This is a genomic window from Alkalihalobacillus sp. BA299 (assembly GCF_017745675.1).
Taxonomy (GTDB): domain Bacteria; phylum Bacillota; class Bacilli; order Bacillales; family Bacillaceae_F; genus Alkalihalobacterium.
The window spans coordinates 30,702-53,160 of record NZ_JAFLJM010000026.1; the positions used below are offsets into that span (position 1 = coordinate 30,702).

19 protein-coding genes, 1 tRNA gene, 2 pseudogenes and 1 riboswitch are annotated in these 22,459 nt (G+C 34.2%); of the genes and pseudogenes, 10 read left to right on the forward strand and 12 right to left on the reverse strand.

Going from position 1 to position 22,459, the window contains the following annotated elements:
- Nucleotides 1-344 precede the first annotated feature (344 nt).
- From msrB to J0N78_RS23070, 3 genes are all read right to left on the reverse strand, one after another.
- The gene (gene msrB / locus J0N78_RS23060) at nucleotides 345-1,301 is read right to left on the reverse strand and encodes a peptide-methionine (R)-S-oxide reductase MsrB (protein ID WP_307794994.1); all 957 of its coding nucleotides are present in this window, start codon (nucleotides 1,299-1,301) and stop codon (nucleotides 345-347) included.
- Between the two features lie 255 nt (nucleotides 1,302-1,556).
- Entirely contained in the window at nucleotides 1,557-2,210 is a 654-nt protein-coding gene (locus J0N78_RS23065; RefSeq protein ID WP_209125441.1) for a glycoside hydrolase domain-containing protein, read from the reverse strand.
- A gap of 80 nt (nucleotides 2,211-2,290) precedes the next feature.
- Nucleotides 2,291-3,565: an ATP-binding protein gene (locus J0N78_RS23070; protein WP_209125442.1), complete on the reverse strand. Its 1,275-nt coding sequence runs from the start codon at nucleotides 3,563-3,565 to the stop codon at nucleotides 2,291-2,293.
- Between the two features lie 369 nt (nucleotides 3,566-3,934).
- On the opposite strand from J0N78_RS23070, the gene J0N78_RS23075 reads away from it, so the two are divergent.
- The 7 genes from J0N78_RS23075 to J0N78_RS23105 all read left to right on the forward strand — a co-directional run bounded on the left by J0N78_RS23075 (nucleotide 3,935) and on the right by J0N78_RS23105 (nucleotide 10,236).
- Nucleotides 3,935-4,010: transfer RNA gene (locus J0N78_RS23075), tRNA-Val, on the forward strand.
- A 251-nt stretch (nucleotides 4,011-4,261) separates the two neighbouring features.
- Complete coding sequence (locus tag J0N78_RS23080) at nucleotides 4,262-4,627, forward strand: hypothetical protein (RefSeq protein WP_209125443.1); 366 nt, start codon at nucleotides 4,262-4,264, stop codon at nucleotides 4,625-4,627.
- A gap of 294 nt (nucleotides 4,628-4,921) precedes the next feature.
- Complete coding sequence (locus J0N78_RS23085) at nucleotides 4,922-6,418, forward strand: PDDEXK family nuclease (protein ID WP_209125444.1); 1,497 nt, start codon at nucleotides 4,922-4,924, stop codon at nucleotides 6,416-6,418.
- 570 nt (nucleotides 6,419-6,988) lie between these two features.
- A complete protein-coding gene (locus J0N78_RS23090) occupies nucleotides 6,989-7,156 on the forward strand; it encodes a hypothetical protein (protein ID WP_209125445.1) in 168 nt (55 codons plus the stop codon).
- Between the two features lie 327 nt (nucleotides 7,157-7,483).
- A complete protein-coding gene (locus J0N78_RS23095; RefSeq protein ID WP_209125446.1) occupies nucleotides 7,484-7,684 on the forward strand; it encodes a hypothetical protein in 201 nt (66 codons plus the stop codon).
- A gap of 298 nt (nucleotides 7,685-7,982) precedes the next feature.
- A complete protein-coding gene (locus J0N78_RS23100) occupies nucleotides 7,983-9,368 on the forward strand; it encodes a hypothetical protein (RefSeq protein WP_209125447.1) in 1,386 nt (461 codons plus the stop codon).
- On the forward strand, nucleotides 9,340-10,236 hold the full coding sequence (locus J0N78_RS23105; RefSeq protein WP_209125448.1) for a YecA family protein: 897 nt from the start codon (nucleotides 9,340-9,342) through the stop codon (nucleotides 10,234-10,236). The genes J0N78_RS23100 and J0N78_RS23105 overlap by 29 nt, the downstream gene beginning before the upstream one ends.
- Nucleotides 10,237-10,818: 582 nt before the next feature.
- Here the strand turns inward: J0N78_RS23105 and J0N78_RS23110 are convergent.
- Complete coding sequence (locus tag J0N78_RS23110; RefSeq protein WP_209125449.1) at nucleotides 10,819-11,103, reverse strand: hypothetical protein; 285 nt, start codon at nucleotides 11,101-11,103, stop codon at nucleotides 10,819-10,821.
- Between the two features lie 28 nt (nucleotides 11,104-11,131).
- On the opposite strand from J0N78_RS23110, the pseudogene J0N78_RS23115 reads away from it, so the two are divergent.
- The 3 genes and pseudogenes from J0N78_RS23115 to J0N78_RS23125 form a co-directional block, all read left to right on the forward strand.
- A pseudogene (locus J0N78_RS23115) lies at nucleotides 11,132-11,993 on the forward strand (transposase); the annotation flags it as partial.
- Nucleotides 11,994-12,194: 201 nt separating this feature from the next.
- Nucleotides 12,195-12,392, forward strand: coding sequence for a hypothetical protein (locus J0N78_RS23120; RefSeq protein ID WP_209125450.1), 198 nt, complete (start codon nucleotides 12,195-12,197; stop codon nucleotides 12,390-12,392).
- Between the two features lie 438 nt (nucleotides 12,393-12,830).
- Nucleotides 12,831-13,664, forward strand: coding sequence for a hypothetical protein (locus J0N78_RS23125; RefSeq protein ID WP_209125451.1), 834 nt, complete (start codon nucleotides 12,831-12,833; stop codon nucleotides 13,662-13,664).
- 499 nt (nucleotides 13,665-14,163) lie between these two features.
- Here the strand turns inward: J0N78_RS23125 and J0N78_RS23130 are convergent.
- From J0N78_RS23130 to J0N78_RS26590, 8 genes and pseudogenes are all read right to left on the reverse strand, one after another.
- Nucleotides 14,164-15,438, reverse strand: a pseudogene (locus tag J0N78_RS23130) (IS110 family RNA-guided transposase).
- A gap of 197 nt (nucleotides 15,439-15,635) precedes the next feature.
- Nucleotides 15,636-16,592, reverse strand: coding sequence for a hypothetical protein (locus J0N78_RS23135; protein ID WP_247747501.1), 957 nt, complete (start codon nucleotides 16,590-16,592; stop codon nucleotides 15,636-15,638).
- Nucleotides 16,593-17,022: 430 nt separating this feature from the next.
- Nucleotides 17,023-17,493: a hypothetical protein gene (locus J0N78_RS26005; protein WP_247747502.1), complete on the reverse strand. Its 471-nt coding sequence runs from the start codon at nucleotides 17,491-17,493 to the stop codon at nucleotides 17,023-17,025.
- A gap of 66 nt (nucleotides 17,494-17,559) precedes the next feature.
- The gene (locus tag J0N78_RS23145) at nucleotides 17,560-18,699 is read right to left on the reverse strand and encodes a site-specific integrase (protein WP_209125452.1); all 1,140 of its coding nucleotides are present in this window, start codon (nucleotides 18,697-18,699) and stop codon (nucleotides 17,560-17,562) included.
- Between the two features lie 412 nt (nucleotides 18,700-19,111).
- A complete protein-coding gene (locus tag J0N78_RS23150; RefSeq protein ID WP_209125453.1) occupies nucleotides 19,112-19,441 on the reverse strand; it encodes a hypothetical protein in 330 nt (109 codons plus the stop codon).
- 79 nt (nucleotides 19,442-19,520) lie between these two features.
- Nucleotides 19,521-19,603, reverse strand: a riboswitch (cyclic di-GMP riboswitch).
- Nucleotides 19,604-19,956: 353 nt separating this feature from the next.
- Nucleotides 19,957-20,097, reverse strand: a complete 141-nt coding sequence (gene sda / locus J0N78_RS23155; RefSeq protein WP_209125454.1) for a sporulation histidine kinase inhibitor Sda — start codon at nucleotides 20,095-20,097, stop codon at nucleotides 19,957-19,959.
- A gap of 555 nt (nucleotides 20,098-20,652) precedes the next feature.
- Complete coding sequence (locus J0N78_RS23160; protein WP_209125455.1) at nucleotides 20,653-22,224, reverse strand: IS1182 family transposase; 1,572 nt, start codon at nucleotides 22,222-22,224, stop codon at nucleotides 20,653-20,655.
- Between the two features lie 137 nt (nucleotides 22,225-22,361).
- Complete coding sequence (locus J0N78_RS26590; RefSeq protein ID WP_374193901.1) at nucleotides 22,362-22,454, reverse strand: IS3 family transposase; 93 nt, start codon at nucleotides 22,452-22,454, stop codon at nucleotides 22,362-22,364.
- Nucleotides 22,455-22,459: the final 5 nt, after the last annotated feature.

Sequence of the window (22,459 nt, forward strand, 5' to 3'; positions counted from 1 at the left end):
ATATGAATCTGGCATCTTAGTATTTAATCAAGAGATAAGACGTCATAAAATAAATCACAAAGAAAAATAATAAAGTGTGTAATGGATAGATAAAAGCTAGGACTTATTTAGCTTATCTATCCTTTTTTCTTTTTATATTAGCTTATCTAAACAATAGGAAACGCGGTAGTATAAAAGGTAAGGGTCAATTACATCAAACCTAAAAATTGTCATAAGACAGGGTGATGACCATTTACCAAATAAAACTATGGTTTGACATTAAATACGAGAAGAATGGAGCTGCAAAATAGCGGGAAACTCCAATAAAAAAAAGCGAACCATTTCAGCCCGCTCCTTCATTTAAATTATTCAAATAAACTCTTATATTCACCGTAACCTTCTTTTTCTAGATCATCCTTATGAATAAACTTTAGTGCAGCTGAGTTAATACAGTATCTTAATCCAGTCGGCTGTGGGCCATCATCAAATACATGTCCTAAGTGAGAATCAGAGTTCTTACTCCGAACTTCAATCCGTCTCATGCCATGGCTTGTGTCAAGATCTTCTGCAATTTTATTTTGGTGAAGAGGTTTTGTGAAACTCGGCCAGCCACAGCCTGCGTCAAATTTATCAAAGGAGCTGAATAAAGGCTCACCTGAAACGATGTCTACATAAATTCCTTCTTCTTCATTGTTCCAGTACTCGTTTTGAAACGGTGGCTCTGTACCGTTATTTTGTGTCACCTCATACTGCATCGGTGTCAGGGTTTTCTTTAATGTCTCGGGATCTTTTGTTACTGACCAATGTTCTTTTATAAACTTATCGCGACCTGAACCTTTTCGATACGTTGTGTATCTAAATGGGTTTTTCTTGTGAAAATCTTGGTGATAATCTTCAGCAGGATAAAAAGGTGCCGCAGGTAAAATTTCTGTTACAATCGGCTTTGAAAAACGTCCGCTGTCTTCTATTGCTTTCTTCGATGCCTCTGCCACTTCTTTTTGATCTTCGGTATGGTAGAAGATAACGGTTTTGTAAGAGTGACCTCGGTCATAAAACTGTCCACCTGCATCCGTCGGGTCAATTTGTTGCCAAAACGTTTGTACAAGTTTTTCATATGGAAAAACCTTAGGATCGTATGTGATTTGTACAGCTTCATAGTGTCCTGTTGTTTCACTACAAACTTCCTCATAAGTTGGGTTTTCTTTATGACCGCCGGTGTAGCCTGATATGACTTTTATAATTCCTGGTAACTCGTCAAAAGGAGTGACCATACACCAAAAACAACCTCCAGCAAATGTTGCTGTTTCAACGTTATTATTCACGAAAATTTCCCTCCATTCAATGAAAACAATTCTTTATATGTAGTATACAAATAAAATGGTAGAAAAAACAAAAATAACGCATGGACTTGATGGAGGACAAAATAATTAAGTGTGATAGTAGAAGTTTAATGAATAAAGTCGGTGGAATTACGTCAGGCCACTAATGATATATAAATGGTGACAGGCACCTTTTTAGACTAAAGGTGCCTGTCACCATTTTTTATCGATCTTCATACATAAATTTTTTATGATTGTTTACCACATATCATCATATAAACGACGGTCCACTAAGTTTGTATCAATAGGACATGCTTCTGCATCACGTCCATATTGCCATGCCCAAACATTGGCATCACAAGGTGGTTTGCTAGGATTAAACCGTTGTGGTCGGTTTTTTTTCGATGTGACACCGCGTTCCGGTTCTGCACTCCATAACACTGCTTGAATCTGCACTTGTTCATTGTTTGCAATCGCTGCACAATAGGCTTCACTAAAAGGTCCCTCTACCGGATCGTTATAAAACCCTGGTTTGTAACCACTTGGATAGAACGCATCTACCCATCCACGTAGCCAAGCTTCATCAACATCAAAGAAATTTTCAATATTTGCATATACTCTCACACCTGTAGGAAAGCCGAGCCTTCTTGCCTGAAATATAGCATTTGCTGCTGAAATTTCCCCAGCACGATAACCGACAGCTTCATCAAAATTGTTATAAATTGGCATGACACGAACACCATTTCCTCGTAACCTATTAATTTCTTCTGACGTCAATCCATCATTCACATTCGGTATCGTTGTTAAGTATCTTCCCCAATATTCCGGTTTTCCAAAGTTTTCAATGACACAATCGTATAAGGCAGGAGTTACGGCCGCTGCTGAATCAACCCCCCAAATGCTTCTCGCCATGTGATCACTCCTAACTTTCAATATCAAAAATAGTGGTCTGTGAACGGTCTATTTTATATTTTATCGTTTCATGTGTTGTACTATGACAAGTGAATAGGAATGATAATGGTAAAAATCGTGCCCTCCTCTTTTTGGCTTTGGACATCAATAATACCATTCATGCTAGAAATTATGCTATAACATACCATCATTCCAAGTCCGGTTCCTTTTGACTTCGTCGTATAAAATGGCTTCCCTAAGCGATTTAACTCTTCTTCTGTCATTCCAATACCAGTATCGCTAATTTCAATTACAGCTTGATGATCTTTTTCATATGTAGTGACTTGCAAAGTGCCGCCATCAGGCATCGCTTCGATCGCGTTTTTATAAATATTGATTAGGCATTGCTGAAGTTTACCTGCATTTCCGAAAATGATAGAATCGTCATTTAAATTACTATGTACATGAATCGAATTCAAGTTCGCAAAAGGGATGATTACTTCAATTGTCGTCTGCACTAGCTGGTTAACCGAGATTGGTTCTTCTTGATCTTTTTGCGGCTTTGCTAAAGAAAGGTAATCAGTAATGATAAATTGTGCTCGGTCTAATTCTTTTAACATAATGTCAAAATACGCTTTATATTTTGTATTGATTTGATCATCATCTTTAAAAATTTGAATAAAGCCACGAACAACTGTCATTGGGTTCCGAATTTCATGAGCAATTGATGCAGCTAATTCGCTGACAAGCTTCATCTTTTCCATTTCAGTCATTTCTTGTTTCATCTTCATATGGCGATGATGATGCTCAATAAAATAAATCGCTCCCCATATTGTAAAGAAAACAAACAAGATGGATAATGAGTAATAATGTAGGATATCCGTTAAATAATCACTTGCATGTAGTTGTAAAAGAAACAAACCAGTTGCTGCAATGAGTAAACTGAAAAGAGTTGATAGTGTAGTCCCATAAATTAACCTTTGCTTACTACTACCCTTTCTATAAATTGGTAGAATAAAGATCATAACGAAAAATATAATAACTTCAATAAGAAAAAATGCTAGCAACCCGTAATTTACCCCAATAAATGCACGTGGGATGAAAATGAGAATACTTGTGATAATTCCGGCCGGTAACCCACCATATAAATAACTAAGTATTAGTGGAACAGCCCGCATATCAATGGAAAAGATATTTTCACCTATTAAATAGGGAAACATCAAACAAAAAATAGCAGGAATACAAAAAATAATACCAATTAGAATAGATTCAGTTTGAGTAGAATATCTCTGCAGTTTTTCAGCTAAGAAAAATTGATAGAAAAATATACTAGCAATAATAAATAAAAAATTTAATAAAAGTTCTTCTAAACCCAAGTGAAGTTCCTCCCTACTGAAAGAACAAAAATTGACTCTCCTATTAATTAATAATATACATATTTCAGCCTATTTTCTACGATATTTTACAAATTTAGCAGTATTAATATCGAAAAAATGTTTTATATATATAATTTTGTAGTAGACCTCCAAGTGATTGAAATGTACATTGTAGTATATTCATCTAGAAAATAGCGTTTACTTTTTGGTATAGTGTTATTTTTGAATAATAATATAGTAGAGAGTGTTGGAACAAGAAGGAGTGTTATATTTAGTTGAGTAGGTGTACGAACTTCTATTATTAAAAAGGAGTTGACACTATGGGAGAAATGAGGTATATTTATTTTGTCGCTAAGAAATATGACTCATGATCCGTTAGCTCAGCTGGGAGAGCGCCACCTTGACAGGGTGGAGGTCGGCGGTTCGATCCCGTCACGGGTCACCATACATATAAACGTTCAACCCCTTGCATAGCAAGGGGTTTTGTTGTTTTTGCGGATTCACTACTCGACCTCAATTTTCCTCTTCAAATAGCTTTGACCACATTTTGACCACATTAAATTTGCATACTAGTTTATATCAATTAGAAGGAAATTAATTTTAAAATCAAGATCCAAAAATAAGAAAGTCTTAGGTCTTTTAATGTGAAGTAGACATTATACTGTGCAATAAATGTCTTCTTTTTCAGATGATTTTGTGAAACATGTACTTAAACCGAGCAGGAAAGTTTTATTAGCTGAAAGGTTAAATTTTAATGTAACGTCAGGGTCTACTAGCCTAAATGCTACTGGTGCAGTTATTGAAATTAGTGAGTTTAAGTACTTCATCGTTGGAGCTAGATCATCTGGGTCTCACAACTATAGAGTGCGAATAGAACCTAATGTTGAGAACAACACTTTTGGTAGATCGTTGGAATACGGAACGGTTATTATAGATAATCCTGATGGGGGAGGGGAAGTTACGGACAAGTTATTGGCGAAAACTGACTTACTACAAATACATAACAGTTTCAGTTCACCACGGCTCAAATGTCTCAGTCCAGGTAAAGCGCATAAAATTTAAAATTGATTTAGATATTCCACCTCTTGATTGTGTAGATTAAATTGATAATTTTACAGACGAAATCGTAGAGTATTGGTATGATTGGCAAGATAGCAACGGCGTTCTAAAGAAATTTTATGGACATTATCACCCATTTACGGCAAAGAAGCAAAGGGTACGTGAAGTGGATAATGAGTATAGGTGTCTTTATAAAGTTCTAATGTTTATTAAAGCGCATGTTTATGTTACTTAATAACCCAGGAGAGATATAAATACATTTTTAGAATTGAATAAATTAGGGATGGGGGAAATATAGTGAACGTTTTTCACGAATATGATAAAATGCCTCGTAACTATCGAGAGATTTATTATAAAGTTCGATTTAAGAGCGGAAAAGAAATGCACAGTGAGGTTTCTAAAATCGTTAGCAAGATGGCAAAGAAACCTTATTTAGTAAAAGAACAACGGGAAGATCTCGAAGCTTTGAAGGCGCTGCTTGAATTTAAATATAATGATGAGGACATACATGAAAATTATGATAACTTTCAAAAGTATTTTAGAAAAACGAAGCGAACCACTAATATAGAAATTAGAAAAAAAGTAAATCAATTGTTAAGAGAATCGCATTTTACGCATGCGCATAACAAAGAATATGTCGCTAAAATGAAAGAGATGATTCATTCTCTGGGTGAAGAAGTGATGGAAGAAGTTAACGAGTTTGTGATTGCTGAGAAGAATCGAATCAAAGAGTACCAACAAAACGCATCTAAACGAATAAGTATTGGAGGAGCTATTAATAAAGAATTAGAAGTTATTTCTCCTAAAATTATTAAAGAGTCGAAAATGAAAAACAATTTTTTTACCAATTTAACGTTTGATAAGGATAGAATTGGATTTTTTATTACTCCTGACGTGGGCAAAGATCGAGAGATTGTAACAGAATACATCAAAAAAGCGAATAGTAGCACGTTATTAAACTTTGAAGGCTTAGACGATGAGGATGAGAATTATTTTATTACATTTACACAAAAAGAAGATTTAGCGTTTATGAGTTTTCTTTTATCCATGAAGTTTATGCAAAATCCATTAGAAGGTGTTAAATTATTAGGAATCTCTCTTCCTACCATAATTATGAGGTGTAAATTTAATGGAATGAATATTAAAGAACCTGAATTTTATGAATTAAATTTTAATCGTTTTTATCAATCTATCAGAACAGTAACTCCATTAAATCGACTACAAACTAATGAAGATGATGATACGGTTAGATTTGTTATTAATAGCTTAATGGATAAAACGAAAATTGAAACAGAGCTTCATTTAGCGTGTTATTTACACTACAATTTTCTATTACCAATCACTAATTATTTATTAAATAGGCAAGAATACTTTAAAGAAAATAATATTATTATGCCGCTAGATGAATATAAGAAAAAAAGAGATGATATTTATCAAAGACTTATTATTGAAGGTAAAGCGAATGTTAAATGGAAAAATGAAATAGAATTATTTAAACTTGTGAAAAAGCATTACTCTGATGCAATATTTCAATATAGAGCGCGATGGTTAGAGTATCAATCACTGGATATTTATATCCCTAGCCTTAAAATAGCGATTGAATATCAAGGGCAACAACATTATGAACCTATTGAGTTTTTTGGTGGAGAAGAAGCGTTTATTTATAGAAAGAAAATGGATCAGCTGAAAGAAAAAAAATGCAAGGATAATGGAATTAAATTAATCCTCTGGAAATATAAAGATGTTGTTTCGAAAGCAAATTTAAATAAAAAAATGAAAGAATTATTAAAATAACAACAAATATCTATCTAAATTTATGTAATATTTAAAAGTTAAATAACAAAAATAAATTTTACATTTACCATAAGGGGTTCAGCCGACAAAGGGGATATTATACCTTAAGAGATTACCCAAAAACGAACGTTTATAAAATAGCTTCATTATTTGCTAAAAATATAGAATTTCATAACCAAAACTCATACCAAAACTCATACCAAAATCAAAACACCAAAAGATATAGCAGATATCATTTTTGGATAGTTGTAATCAAAAGCCTAACACATCAGGTGTTTCAGCCTTAACGTATAAAATATGCTTTTTGACGGTGAACCCCTTATATGGCGGAAGCTAATTATAGGTTAAGTTCCTACACAGACAGTTTCCTTTAAGTAAGCCCAAGATTGTATAGGAATTTCAAACCAGAAAAGGATTTGGTTTTATTTGGATACTTTTTACTCTTCATTGTTTTTATCCTAAAACGCTTCCTTTTTATGATCAACACGTATATAGAGATGATCGATAAGAAGAACCTATGATTTCAATCTAAAAGTATCCTCTTTTTTTATGGAGGAGGTATCGAACTCTTTGCACAGCTTAAATATGATGGAACAACATAGTAATACATCCATTCAACCTAAAGTAGAACCTGATACAAAATTAGATGGTGTAGCAATTGTTGCAAATGATATTGGTGAAAGTCCTGGTATAGAACATAAACAGCTTGGTAGAGTAATATCTTATAGTTTCTGCTAGACAGTATACTGTGCAACAAATTAAGTGAGATTCGGAATAACCTAATGAGTTTTAAATTGGATATTTATGTTAAAATATAATTGAGTTTGTGAAATATTGCACTTAAAGTAACGGGTGCTTATAGTTTAAGAAGTTTTATAGGTTATGCTACTTTTTAGTAAAAGCTTTTCAAACATTTATAATGATTGGAGAGGTGCAACTTTTAGATTTTTAAATATAATATTACTGCTTTCTTTATTGCTAATAGGGTGCTCCTATGGAGAGGACGAAGCGAAAAAAATAGATACTATAAGTCAACTAAAGCCGATGGAAGAAGGGCAATATCATATGTTTGTATTTTTTGACTTTCCTCACAATACAGTGCCGCCTGAACCGACTGAACACAGTGATGTAGATGAGTATTTACAAAAGCAATATGGTGTTTATGATAAAATGATGGTAAAAATGAACCCAGCTATGAAAGTACATCGATTTGTCGTTAGAAATGCTAAAAAAAATCCTGAACAAATTGATTTTTTAAATATCTAAATTCAACTCTTGGATTAGAAAGAAACAAAAATGCAAATTTATCTAAGGAATTAGAAACAAAAAAGCAAATGGCAAAACTGTACAAGATAGAGAGAGACGGGTTACAGGATAAAAATGAAAAACTTCTAGGTTATGCTAGTTCAATGCGAAAGGTATCTTGCTGCATATGGTACATCAGTGTTAGATGTTACAAAAATCAGCGAACAATTAGACTCAATTATGGAAGACTGATGTAGTGTACCAGTAATATTAGTTATAAATAAACAATCTATTATAAACCCTATTGGAGAAAAAGATTATGAATTTTCTTGAAATCAAAAGAATGGAAAATATTGCAACGGAATATTTTGAAATTCTAGAAGAATATTTTAGAGGTATTTACCAGCCAGGTCTGGACAAGTATTTAATGGCAGAAAAAATTAGCCATATGGATATCGCAATTAAAACTATTATACTAAGTTTAAATGACTTAGAGGAAGACCTAAATAAACTTTGGGACAAGTACGGGGAAAGTCTCATTGAAATTTCAAAAGATCCTAATACATTTAAAGTTTTATACTGTGGTAATCCTTCACCTCTTAACGGTATTACTTTTGTAAAAAGAACAGCTCTTTATTTGGATTCCTTATTTATTGAAGACCCTATCATGTTCTTATTAAAAACTAAAAAAGTCGCAACCGATAGAGCTTACTTAAACCAGATGATAAAACACGCCTTTAACCTTCTTGACTTGAAAAAGTTGTTTTATGGTGAAGGGAGTGTACCATTATTAATAATTTTTCCACCATTTACCAATGATGAGAGTAGGTCTAAAATAAATGGTATTATAAATCAAAGTGGAGATGAGTATTTCAAATTATTATTTGAAAGAGATTTTATGAATACCGAGGATGTATTTGATTTTTTAAACAATATTACTTCAGTAAATAACTTAATGTTAAAAGTACAGAATTCTAATTTCTTTTTTCCTGATACGACAGATAAACCTGAACGTGTTTTTTCATTATATACTGATATTAAAGAATCATGGAAAAATAATAATAACATTACAGTGGGAACTGCGCTTGGATATAAAATTTATGGTCAATTTTCTAATATAGGTACGCAAGTATTTCAGGCACAACGCCTGTCGTCTCAAATAGTATTTGATAGAAGAGAATATTGGGATTTATATAAATGGGATTTAAGCCAAAAAAAAGGTGTTACATTTGATATAGAGCATATATTATTAAATTCAATGCAGTTGGACGATTTTAAATGGCTTGAAAATATAGACATAGATAAATTAAATATAGCTAGGAACGAAGAAGAAATCTTAAAATTACGAAGTGTAATTAGAAAAAATATCCATACAACAATAGGTGAATTTAATGAAGAAAAAGTTGCACGTCAAGCAGTTAGAAATTTAGAAGAAGCTTTAGTTGAACATTCTAAAAAGGTAACTGACTACTCAAAGCAGTTGAAAAGGAAACTTGGAATAGATTCAATTATCGTTGCGGGAGGGACAATCGCTAGTATACCTGCCACATTTGGGCTATCATCAGTAATAGGTGGGTTATCCGCTATTTATGGTATCTGGGACTATGCCTCAAGCACCGCTAAAATACACAAAGAAAGAGAAAGATTAAATAATAGTATGATGGGAGTTCTTTTTGATGCGAGAGAACAGAGAATTAGAGACTGAGGAATTTGATTTAAGCTTAAAAGCATATGTAAACTATGTAAACAGACAGATGAAAAAAGATGAAGATTATATACCTCACCCTTTGGTTAAAGCTCTAATGGTGGCAGTAAATGGTGCAGTTGAAAACGGGAAGCCTGGCAGGTATGCTGGAGCATCTGGTGATGCGGAGTACTATGAAGATAACGAAGCAAGAAAATCTTTTATTTGTGCAATTGAGTATAATGAAGATAAAACTATAACGCTACTTGAATTTCATGACTTAACATTGGGGTGCTCTGTACCAATTAAGGTAGCTTCATATATATTATTATTATCAATGCGATTAGATGGAATCAAAGGGAGTATGATTTCTATCGAAGATATGATTAATATTATAAATGACACTATCCCAACCTTAAATTTAATACGTTTTAATAATGATGAATGGTTAGAAGCAAGGGATTTCTTAGCTAAGAATTTAGATACTATTGGTGGCTTTCCTGAAGGACAAACTGAAGAGTACGAAAAGGATTTATTGAGCATTAAAGAAAACACTCCTTGGGAGGAGTACCCGCCAAGAGTAAGGATGCTTGTCGCCACTACCTACGTTCGAGAAAAATATCCTGACCTTTTTAAAAAGGATTGTGTTAATAATGTATGTGTAATATTAGATGAATATTTACCGAAAATAAGAGTAATGAATGACACATTAACCATTTTATACGGACCACCGTCAAGTTATTTTGATGATATTTTAAATTGGAATCATTTTTCTGATGTGAAAACAGATAATAGCTTAACATCACGGAAAAAATATAAAATAGGTAGAAATGAAAAATGCCCATGCAATTCTGGTAAAAAGTACAAAGTTTGCTGTGGGAAGTTATAAAAATATATGTAGGGGTATAAGGAATCGACTTTTTTAGTTTGGCTTCTTAAAGTAACGTATCCGTTAGCTTAATTACTCTTTTAGAGTATCTATATTTTCACCTATGTGAATAGGTGTCTGAATTACTATTTGATTTCATGTCTATTAAGTAATAAAACATTGATGTAACAACAAAAAAAACATGTGATTCCTGGTGTGAAATCGCATGTGTTTTTGCTTGTGAATGGCTTGCACCTCTGACGTAAACCCGTTAAGATAATCTCTAAGGTTTTTTAATACTATCTTTTAACATGGTATTTATGTTATGTTTCGTCAACTAGTTAGTTTTTCAAAACAAGTAATAAAACGAGTCACCACTTTCTCTTTCTAATCTATATAACTCAAGGAAGGTTTTACGAACAGCATCGTGGATAATTTTTCTTACAGTTGTTTGGTTAGCTTTTCTACCACCGATTTTTTTCATAGTGTAAATGGTCCATTCATCAAGTTTCTTGTCTGAGTAGAGATTAGAAGATTGCACGTTAGCTCGATAATTTGAATTATTGTATATAAAATTAATTTTAATAGAATCGTGACGGGCATCTAATACTTCAACCCCTTTAACACTGTCAACTTGTCAGGTAATTTATCGGTAATCTCCGAAATAGAGACTCCCAAACCTTTCAAGACCATCCGGTCTTCCTTAGTTACACTCTTTCTTGCCAATAACTTCAATTCTTCAATTTCTTGTTTTAATTCCTCTATTTTTTTGTCCTGAAGACAAGAATCTACCAAAAGACTAGCTGCGCCGAAAATCATCTTGTTGTAATCACTTTCAGTAAGCTCATCGAACGGCTTTCTTAATTTATCATACTTTTCAGCTTTCAACTTTGTGATTTCTTCATCAGTTAATTCCGTCTATGCAGAGCTTCGTGTGGCAAAAAAATTACGCGATCTCTTATCTGTTGACCTCCAATCTGTACAAGGTCAAATTCATAATTGGATTGATCGGTACTTCCCAGAGTTCCTGACCGTATTTAAGGACTGGGAAGGTTTATCAGCCCTACAAATATAAAAAACTAAACCTGTTACCACATGAGTTAATAAAACTATCTGATCAAGAGATATTAACCCATCTAAGAAAAGCTGTAACACGTGCAGTTGGTATTAAAAGAATACAAGATTTAAAGCGAGTATCTAGTGAATCAATTGGAATCCGAGAAGGTTCTGATATGGCTAAATTAGAACTAAGTACTTTGATAGATAAGTACGAATTAATTATTCAGAAGTTCGAAGAGCTTGAATCTAAAAGGGATACCTTACTAGAACAAATCCCTGGAGTTGAACAAATGTTAGCGATAACTGGTATAGGAAAAGATACAGTTGCGGGCTTTTTTGCAGAGGTCGGAGACCTGAAATATTACTCTCATCCAAGGCAAATTATAAAACTTGCAGGGCTTAGCTTAAAAGAAAATACATCTGGAAAGCACAAGGGACAAACAAAGATTACAAAGAGAGGCAGGAAAAACCTAAGAGCCCTCTTATTCAGAGTTACCATGCCACTTGTCGCCAAGAATTCAGCCTTTAAAGCCTTACATGAGTATTATTATACAAAACGGCCTGAAAATCCACTTAAGAAAATGCAGTCTCTTATCGCTTTATGTAATAAATTAATACGTGTATTGTTCGCTATTGGTAAAAAGCAATTCAGGTTTAGTGAAGAGAAAATGTTAAAGGATATTCCTCATATGGACAGATTACAACAAGTAGCGGCTTAGATTTCGATTGTAATATTCTTATTGATTTTAATAATTGGATTTATTTTATATAGACATTTGAAGCACGGATTAGTAAGTAAAACAACTAACGTACGGACATTGATCCTGTCGAGCAGCATGTACTGACATCTACCTCATGGAAAGGTTGGACGAAGGAATTTTGGAGCATAGACTCTGTGAGACATGGGAGGGTTGACCTCCTTGAGAAAAGTGGACATCCACCAGTGCGATCATAAATTAGCTAGATATCCACTTTTTGGGTTAAAGTGGCTAGGAAACTATGGTTCTTTTTGCTCTTTGACTCCAGAATTAACCTCTAATACGACTTTATTCCAACCATTCAATCTCTATTATAAGCTGATCACTGATGAAATCATGAGAAAACAAGAGAAATCGTAAGATTGTCCTTTATTTATAGAGGGAGTTTAGTTGAAGATCAATGTTTAAATTGTGTTCAACAAACAGGCCATAATGTGCAATAAGAAGTCACAACAGGAATGAGCATTTACTGTAAAATATAATTAGAATTAATAGGGGGTAAGGTTAATGGTAAGGTAAATTTGGTAGTGAAATCGTTGAGTAAAGACAAAGAACTTAAGAAAAGTAAAATAGATACGGATGATGGTTTGAACCGATTATATAATTAGGTCTTGGGTACAGATAGCTTACTTCGACCATAGTAATTAAAAAGATGTTTTCCTTATTTATTAAATAACAGATAGGTCATAAAGAATCACTTCAAACAGAAGTCAGGATACTGTTGTTGTAAAAGTTACTTTGCAAAATCAAAGATTGATAGAATATTTAATCTTACATAAGGATAGGAGATGATACCCTTTGTCAACCATTGATGAAAGAGAATCATTTTTTGAAAGTATGTATGCTAATCATCCAGAAAAGTTCAATCCTGATTGGGTGATATATTCAAAACAAGAATGGGTTGCAACGAATCTAAGATGTGATGTTATTTATAAAAGCAAAAAAGACGGAACACTTCACTTGGTTGAGATTAAACGACATGAAGCTGATTACCCAAATATTGCACAGGTGATGGAGTACTACGCAAAATTAAAAATGAAAAATATTAATGTACATAAAGTTTATATATTAGCAAAGGGATTTTCAAAGGAATTAAAGTTGGCCATGGAATACTGTAATATTACTCCGATGAAAATTAATTTCGAGAAAATTAAGGAAATTAGCAGTTTTACGGATGATGAGACTGAAGGTATTTATAGTAATCCTTTAACTGCAATAAAGAATGTTGTTGGCGATTTGCCTCAAGTTCCCATAGGAATAGAGAGTTTTGATTTTATGTTTGAGCAATATAAGGATACATTAATGAGCACTCCACAGTCGCATTACTTTGAAATATGGGAGTTTAAAGTACCAAATCCAGGTGGGCAGTATTATCTGTTATCCATTAAACATGATGGTAATTTGTATCACTTTAATAATAAGTTTGATTATATGGCAGGGACTAAAAAAAATCTAAGTGATTCTACAAGAAATTTTGCATGGGATTTCTTCAAACAACATTGCTTAGATAAACCCTACAAAAACGTCATCATAAGGTCGTACAATCCAACGAGAGGAGGTAGAAAATTAGAGGATACAAAACTGAAAATAGACGAATTTTTAAGGGGAAATGTGAACCCTGAGTTGCAATAAAATAATGGAATTCATAGAGGAGTATCATTTAGTTAAAGCAGTACATTCTAATTGAAAGATGTACTGCCTACTTCAGGAATAGAGCGCGATTAATGAATTAGGGGTCGCTAATCTTATTAAACTCCCTAAGTTAGATAGATATATCTCTCAAATGCTCACTTATTCACAGGATTTCAAACTACTTGATTGTACTATGACTTAATAATGGATTGTGTTTTGAGAGTAAGAGCTACATGAAGTCGTGCGGGAATAGAGGAGGTAGTATCTAACTCCATTTATTACCAATATAAGCACGTATTCTCCACGCCGCCCCTGGAGGCTATCCCTCCCATGTCTCAACGGGTCTAAGCCCTTTTATTCCTTCGTCATGCCTATCCAAGGGGTGGAGGCTGTTTTGCTAACGGAACGGGTCAGTGCCCTTTTGTTTAAGAGATCCAGTACTCCGTGCTTTTTTGAGATCCAACGAATAAGACAACATTCAAAATAATTATTCTAGCTATTAAGCTGCAATAGGTGAAAAAGTTTGTAGTTTTTTAGGACAATAAGATTCATCTCTTTTAGCCATTCCTAACTAAAAGTCTTGCGAGCTTGCCAATCAATTTCATAATGGATTTCATTTTTTTGATTTTTTAACATGTACATTGTGGGCGTGATAAGCTTTGAATTCAGGATTATTTGCAATAAGTGATATGGTCGCTAAGTAAAGGAAACGGCGTAACCTAGACCTTCCACGCTTGAACAGCACAATTTGACCCTTCCATTTGCCTGAACTCGCCTCTGCTAGATGTAAACCAGCGTGTCGTAGGAGAGAATTACCGTGTGCGAAACCACTTAAATCTCCTGCTTCTCCAAGGATTCCAGCCAGAGAAATTTTACTAATACCTTTTATGGCAAGTAGTTTGTCTGTAAAAGTAATCTGTTTGAGTGCGTTTGTGACTTCTTTTTCTACCCTTGCAAGTTGAGCTGTAGCTAAATCAAATTCTTCAAGTAATTGTTCTAAATGAAGTTTATAAGCAGCGGTAGCTTGTGTACTTCCAACAGAGTGTTTAGCTAATTCAATAAGTAAACGTGCTTTATGTAACCCTGCGTGTCGTTGCATCACAGTTCTCTATCCATCAATAATTTCTTGAGGTTCTAAAGATTGAAGATCGCTTGGTGTAGGAAATAAACGGAGAGTTGCGATAGCTCCTTTGCCTTTGACATCTTTAAATACTTGTCGAAGTTCTGGAAATACAAAATCGACCCAACGGTTAATCTGATTGATAGAACTGACTAATCTTTTAACGATCACGTCACGGTTTGACATAAGTACTCGTAATTGTTCAAAGGCTTCTGAAGTCGGGCGAATAATCGCATATTACCCATTCTTGACCATATCAGCAATAACTAGAGCGTCTTTAATATCACTCTTAGATTGTGTATTATCTCGGTTTTCTTTATTCTTTTTTACAAGGTGAGGATTGACAGTTACAACATCAACGTTATGATTGTAGAGCCATTTGGAGAGGTTTAGCCAGTAATGTCCCGTAGGTTCCATTCCAACAATAGCTGTTTTAAAGTTCGCCTTAGTAATTAAATGATTTATCCATTCTAATAATCTAGCGAAGCCATCTTCTTTATTTTCAAATGTAAGAGGCTCACCAACGATAATCCCACGAAAATTAACAGCACGAGCTACATGAAATTGTTGGGCTATATCTACTCCTACAACAAGGTGTTCATGTGTAATTCTTTCAATCAATTGATTTTGTTTGTTTTGCATTTTATACTTCATAGTAGAGCTTCCTCCTTAGATTTTTGAGTTTAGAGTGGTGTCTTTACTCATATCTTACTGAGGGGCTCTATTTTTTTCAAAGTTGAAATTAACGCACTACAGGAATGCTAACGGAAGCGTTAGTTCAATAATCCAAGACCTTCAATATATATTGAGTTTTGCATTAAATATTTATTGAAGGTCTAAGTCTTACGTCTTTATGACGCTTCTTTATCATCTTTTTCGAAAGATATATTCCTCACTACTTCTGCTGCCTTTATTAACTGATACAGCTTGAGAACGTCTTTCCTTGTAATACTCTCATAATTAAAAGCCCCATGCATTATCCAATTACGATTAATATTCTCTGGATGTTCTTCCCAGGAAGGTTTAAAAATCTCTTCAAAAACTTTAAATACTCTTCTAAAGAAAAGTAAGTTTATAGCAAGCTCGTCTTCTGTATTTTCTACATAGTCAACTAATTTAAAATATAGCTTATTTTTATGATGTTTTAGCTTTGGTTTCAATGTTATATCAATCTCGTATTCTTCAAAAGTAGTACCAATCAGACCTTCAATTACAGAAAAAAGAGGAAAAGTAGCAAGAGCATATTGTTTCGTTTTAAATGCTGAATACGACTGTTCAAGAATTAAAGCATATTTATTGTATATTTCATCAGTTTTAAAATAATCCATATAAGAATCAATTCGCTCTTCTACATATTGCTCGATTGTTTCATCCGAAGGAGTATCTTCACTTTCAAATTCATCCAATAAATCGAACATATCTCGATCTATTGCCCATAGATCTTTATCGAATTTTCCCATTGAATTCTCATATGCCTCAAGCCTTATCCTTAGCCCCTCTCTAATACGATTAAAGTCTATGTTCTTTAATGTTTTATTTACGGCAAGCGGTAAATGGAGTGATGAATTACTAAGAAAAATACTATTCATACTAACTGCTTTTTTTAAGGCAGTAGCAATAGATTCAGTGGATTTTTTATAACTTTCGCTTAACCTTTGGAAGCTCCTGGTTATCTCAGGATCAATGGTAATTTTTTGTTTTTCAAGTTTCTGTTGAATATCTTTAATCTGGGTTGATATGTCCACCGCTTGTATTTTAGGATCAATTTTTTGCTTAATCAAATCATTTAAAGTTAATTCTTTACTCATTGATTCCTCCCATAATTCTTTAGCTTTTCCTTATTTTAACACAGTTCACATTGATGTATTATTGCTAATAAAGGTCTTTTTCTTTTTTTACACTTTGCAACTATATTTAATTGAATTTTATTTTGAGATTATCAACTATTAAAACAGAGTTACATTGTTGTACAGTACAACGATACTGCGCATTGAATCAACAACTTTGTGAAAAAAATGTACTTAAAGTACTTATATTACAAACGTGTGCTTTAGTGGAAAATAAAAGCAAGACGCACAGGTATTAACCTGTGCGTTCTTGTATGCTAATTATAAATTTGTAGAGGATTTAAATGTGAAAATACACTGTTATCTAGCTTGTGAATACGTCTCCTCCCGAAACTGAACGCGTTACCTATAAGTATGAAAAATATAAATAAAGCTTAAGGAAATGAAAAAATCACTGCCTACTAATCCGCTGCACCACCGTCTCAATATCAAAAACTCGTTTATTCAAAGCTGCCGTCTTATCATCCACATGATGAGCAATTTTCTCTGTATAAGCACCTAGGTTATCAATTAAGTTTTGGTTTAACTTCTCAACGCCTTCTTTCATCTCAACGATATTCGAACGAATTTCTTGTTGGCTAAGTTCGAGTTTTGCTTGACCGGCTTTTAGTCCATTAATATCAGATTGAATATCTCGTTGGTTTTGAGCAAGGCTATGTTGGGTATCTTTCAGTACACTAATATCGGACTGCATTTCTCGTTGATTTTGAGCAAGGCTTTGCTGTCCGTCTTTCAGTACACTTATATCAGATTGCATTTCTCGTTGGTTTTGAGCAAGGCCTTGTTGTCCATCTTTCAGTACATCAATATCCGACCGCATTTCTTTTAACTCACTAAGAATAAGTTTTAATGTATTCTCCATTTTGATCCCTCCGATTAATTGCTTCTATTATATCATCGTTTTGCTTTTATTTAATTAGTAAAATCATCATACTATATTGTTGTTATTCACACTCCTCATCGCCTGCTCAAACTTATCTGCCGCACTTTTCTGCATATCTGGTACAACATGACTATAGATGTCTAGGGTGACATTTGTTTTACTATGGCCGAGCCGCTCGGATACGACTTTCGGATGTTCCCCCAGCTGCAGCATGATCGTGGCGTGGGTATGTCTCAAGTCATGAAAACGAATGTCGGGTACGCCGCTTTCTTTAATCATTCTTTTGTAATATCGGATGAGGTTTCTAGCATCAATAGGTTTTCCAGTTTCGATACATGCAACTAGATTGTAATCTTCATAGGCGGGGCCGAGTAAGATCTTTTGTTCGTTTTGTTCTTTTTTATGCTGCTTTAATTCTTCGGTGACGTGCTTAGGGATTGAGATAAGTCGCTTTGATCCGCGAGTTTTAGGTTCTTGAAAAATTAATCCTTTAGCGGTCCTGGAAAGCGTTTGCGTTACACTGATATTTCCATCTTTTAAATGACAATCCTTCCAGCGTAAGCCGAGGATCTCGCCTTGCCTCATCCCAGTATAGATTGCAAGGAGAAAGACGATATAAAACCGTTTGCCTTTCACATACTCGAGAAAGGTTGTTGCATCTTCTAGCGTCCACGTTCTTATTTCTTTCGCTTCGAGACGTGGGGGATCGACTAGTTCAATAATACTTTTATTGATGTATTGCCATTTAACTGCTTTGTTAAAAGCCTTCCGTAATACGGCATGCATGGTTCGTACATATTCAGCCGAATAGTTTTCATCCTGGAGCTTTTGTAAATAAAATCCTTGCACCATCGCAGGTGTTAACTTGGGGACTTTGACATGTCCGAGGCTTGGTATGATGTGTTTTTGAATGATATACATATGGGTTTCGTACGTTTTTTGACGGAATGCGTGTTTACCATGCGTAGTCATAAACTCGAGTAATATTTCTTCCACTGTTTTTTGACTTGGCTCAACGTATTCCCCTTTCATTAATTCGTTAATTAGCTTATTGCAAGCATGTTGTGCTTCTTTTTTGGTTTTAAAGCCAGACTGGGTTTTCTGTTTCCTCTTGTTATTAGCATCTCTTCCAAGATCGATTGTAAATGACCACTTATCCCCACGTTTTCGAAAGTATCCTTTCATTTCATCACCTCATTAATCGCTCTACCTAATTAAAGAATAAAATGAAAAGAGTAGGTTGGATGGTAAAGTAATGGCATAATGTATAGTTATTTTTTATCTTATTTACCAAAAGTGGATTAATGAGATAGGATGATTACCAACAAAAGCTAATTGTGATTTTAGTGTAGGAAAGAGTTGCTTAATAGGTGAGGGTTAGGAATAGTGATTGAGCTATCATAGTACATTGCGCGGAGGAAAAATACTAATACTTCTTTAAATAAACAAGTCCCACTTAATGGGACTTGTCATGAGGAACTCTGTCTTTACGAAAAAAGAAGTCCTTTATTCATCGGTTGCATAAAAAAGAATGATTAACCCACATAATAATCTCAAGTTTGTATTAATTTATTCCTAAGTATCATTCGAACAGAAACTATTGTCTTTGTAAAATTCCTAATTTTAGTTTTAACTCATAAAGTCTTTTCGAGGCTATTTTATATTCAAAATCGACTTGAGTGACTGCATAAACAATTAAATTACGCTGATATTCATTTTTTAAGATTGAGAATACAGTAGGTTTTTTATTTTTGATGAATGCCATGACTTCAGTGACGGGTAAAGATACGTTTGTGGTTGTTATTCCTAAAAATGAAGTAATAAAATGTTTAAAAGGTAATACAGAATCTCTCTTATCGGGCAGAGTAACAAGCATATTGCCCATTTTTTCTAATGCATCTTTAAGTTCTGGTTCATTTAATTCCATTTTAATTTCCTCTACACTCCTTCAAAAAAATTGGTGCCAAATGAAAACTTCGTGATGGTATTCTAAAGGAGTACTTTTCATTGGCAGCTGGCTGACATCGGTTTCCCATTAGTCCCTATAGCTTTGCGTCCTTATTTTTCAACAAGTTTGCCTTTTGCAATCATTGTAGAATTATATCGAAAATTAGTGGTGGGGTAAAGAACGACGTCGTGTTAAGATCAAGAAAATATGTAAAACATATATTACGTTTCTATGATCAAAAAGAAAATTTTATCGTAAAATGAAAACCTAAATTTAAAAAATAAAAAGCCCACTCAAAAAAAGAGGGGACAAAAGACGGTTGAAATTAGCAGGCATTTTCCATATATTTTTGATAAGGAGTGAGGAATTTGTCGGCCAAACAGGAATTCGATCAATTAGTGATATATTTTGAAACTAAATTAAATAGAAGTTTATTAGAAAAAGAAATAGAATATATAAAATGGTTACAAGAAAAGATATACTGTACTAAATAACTATTTAGTTTCACTTGTTTCAGTTGCTTCTCTTCTTTCTAACTCGTGTTCTAACAATTGAATAAAGTCTTTTGGTAAATTACATGCAATGGCTTTGTTATATGCCTCCAACAAATCATCATAGCTTAACTTAACTAACATAATATCCTCCCCTGAAAACTTATCCCAAGAACTAATACTAATGGCTATGAGAAGCAAATTCAATACTTTTCTGAATGTTAGTTTGATTGTAAATGTTTTGTAATATAAAAATTCATTAATATAATTAAATCTCATATTAAGAACATCGTCTTTACATATTACTAGGTATAATTTACCTCTAATTTCGTCTTGAAAGATCTACTGACATTGCATGATGTCCGACAACCTAAAGAATATAAAAATAAAAAAACTCATTGTTCTAGCCTTGACACTGGGGCCCTATCCCCTTTGGAAACCCGAATGTAAGGAAGGAAAAGCACCTTCCAACCACCCGCTCCTCCCGTCGCTAGAGGCTACCAAAGGAGACCACCCTGTGTAAAGGCACCGCTCCGCTTAGAACGAAGTGAGCTCACAGGAGAATTTTTAAGCTTATACTAGATGTCTTAGTAGAGGCTGGGACATAACTAGCTAAAATAATTGTAAAAAGGTTCCGAACATCAAAGAAAACGATGTTCGGAACCTTTTTAGTTAGTTTTTTCATATTCTATTCTCCGATTAACCGCTTGTGGCGATGTACTTTCTCAAGTTCACCGCCAAGAACGCAAACCCTAATTCATTTTTCACCTTCTCTTTGCCTCTCACTGACAGACGAGTGAAATGCAAATTAGCCTTCAGAAATCCAAAAACTGGTTCCACATCGGTTTTACGCTTACCGTAGATTTCACCGGTTTTCTCTTCTGAAAGCTGTTGTCTAACGTATTCTTTTTGTTGTTCCCATTTTTCGTTGTACTGTATTTTCCGATGGTGGCCTTCTTTAGCCTTGGTGCATTGGGAACGGAATGGACAGCCTGAACAGTCTTCACACTCATAGACCTTAAACGTTCGTGTAAATCCATCTTTGTCTTTTCGATTTGATAGGTATCGGAACACTAAGTTTTTCCCATTTGGACATGTGTAAAAATCCGTTTCCTCGTTATAGTCCCAATTGGTGGAGTGGAAAGCGTTATTCTTATATTTTTTCTTCTTCTCTTTACGATACATGTTATAAGTAATTAATGGGGTACGCTCTCGATGTTCGATTACATCTATGTAGTTTTGTTCACTACCATAGCCTGCATCAGCGACAATATATGGGGGCAGCTTAAAGAAACCTTCCTCGATTTTGTCCAGAAAAGGGATGAGTGTACGTGTATCTGTCGGGTTAGAGAATACATCAAAAGCTAGCGTGTATTGTCCTTCCGTCGCAATTTGCACATTATAACCAGCTTTTAGTTGGCCGTTCTTCATGTAATCATCTTTCATTCGCATAAAAGTGGCATCATGATCTGTTTTTGAATAACTGTTTCTCTCTCCGAATATGGCCATGTCGTTTTGGTATTTTTGTTTGCGAGCTACAAAATCTTTGAACTGCTTCCGATACTGCTTCGGAGCTTTGCGTTCCGAACGAAGTTGTTTTCGTTCACTTACATCTTTACTTGCTTCGATTTGGTTATCATATTCCTCAACCTTGGCATCAAGCTTTTCCACTACTTTTACGAGTTCTTCCGTAGATAGTTCATCCAGGTTTTCTCGTTTGATTTCTGGAATAATTTCATTTTCCAACAACTCATCATACATTTGGTTGGACTTCTCTACCAAATTGGCGCTGTACTTTTCAACCGCTTTACGCCAAACAAACGTAAACTTATTGGCATTCGCTTCGATTTTTGTTCCGTCAATAAAAATGGCTTCTTCCTCTATCAACTTTTCTTGTACGAGCTGACAACGAAATTGGACGAAGCATTGGCGTAGTAATTCCTGAACTTCTGGATGGACACGAAAACGATTGATGGTTCGATAACTCGGTTCATATCCTTGAGCTAACCACATCATGCGAATACTATCTTTGAGTAATGCGTCGATCTTTCTTCCAGAGAAAACAGATTGCGTGTAAGCACATAAAATGACTTTCATCATCATCCGTGGATGGTAAGCAGGGTTACCCGTTTCACGTAGGAAGCTAGCGAATGCTTCATCAGGAATCTGTTCCACAAGATCATGGACGGCGTAGGCGATATCATTTTCTTGAAGTTTTACTTCTAAATCTAGCGGCAAAATGAGTTGAGTCATGGTATAATGTTTAAACATAAGGATACCTCCGATGGGTTTTGGTGTGGTAACTTTAATTTTATCAGATGGTATCCTTATTTAAATCCAAAAACTATTAAAATTTAAAAAATAAAGAGTGGCACTCACGGTGCTTACCCCTAAAAGTTAGAGTTTTATTATGCAGCTGATTGGCTGGAGTGAGTTCGATATTCAACTGGACTCATCCCAGCCAATTTTTCTTTTGATCGTTCATGGTTATACCAGTAGATATATT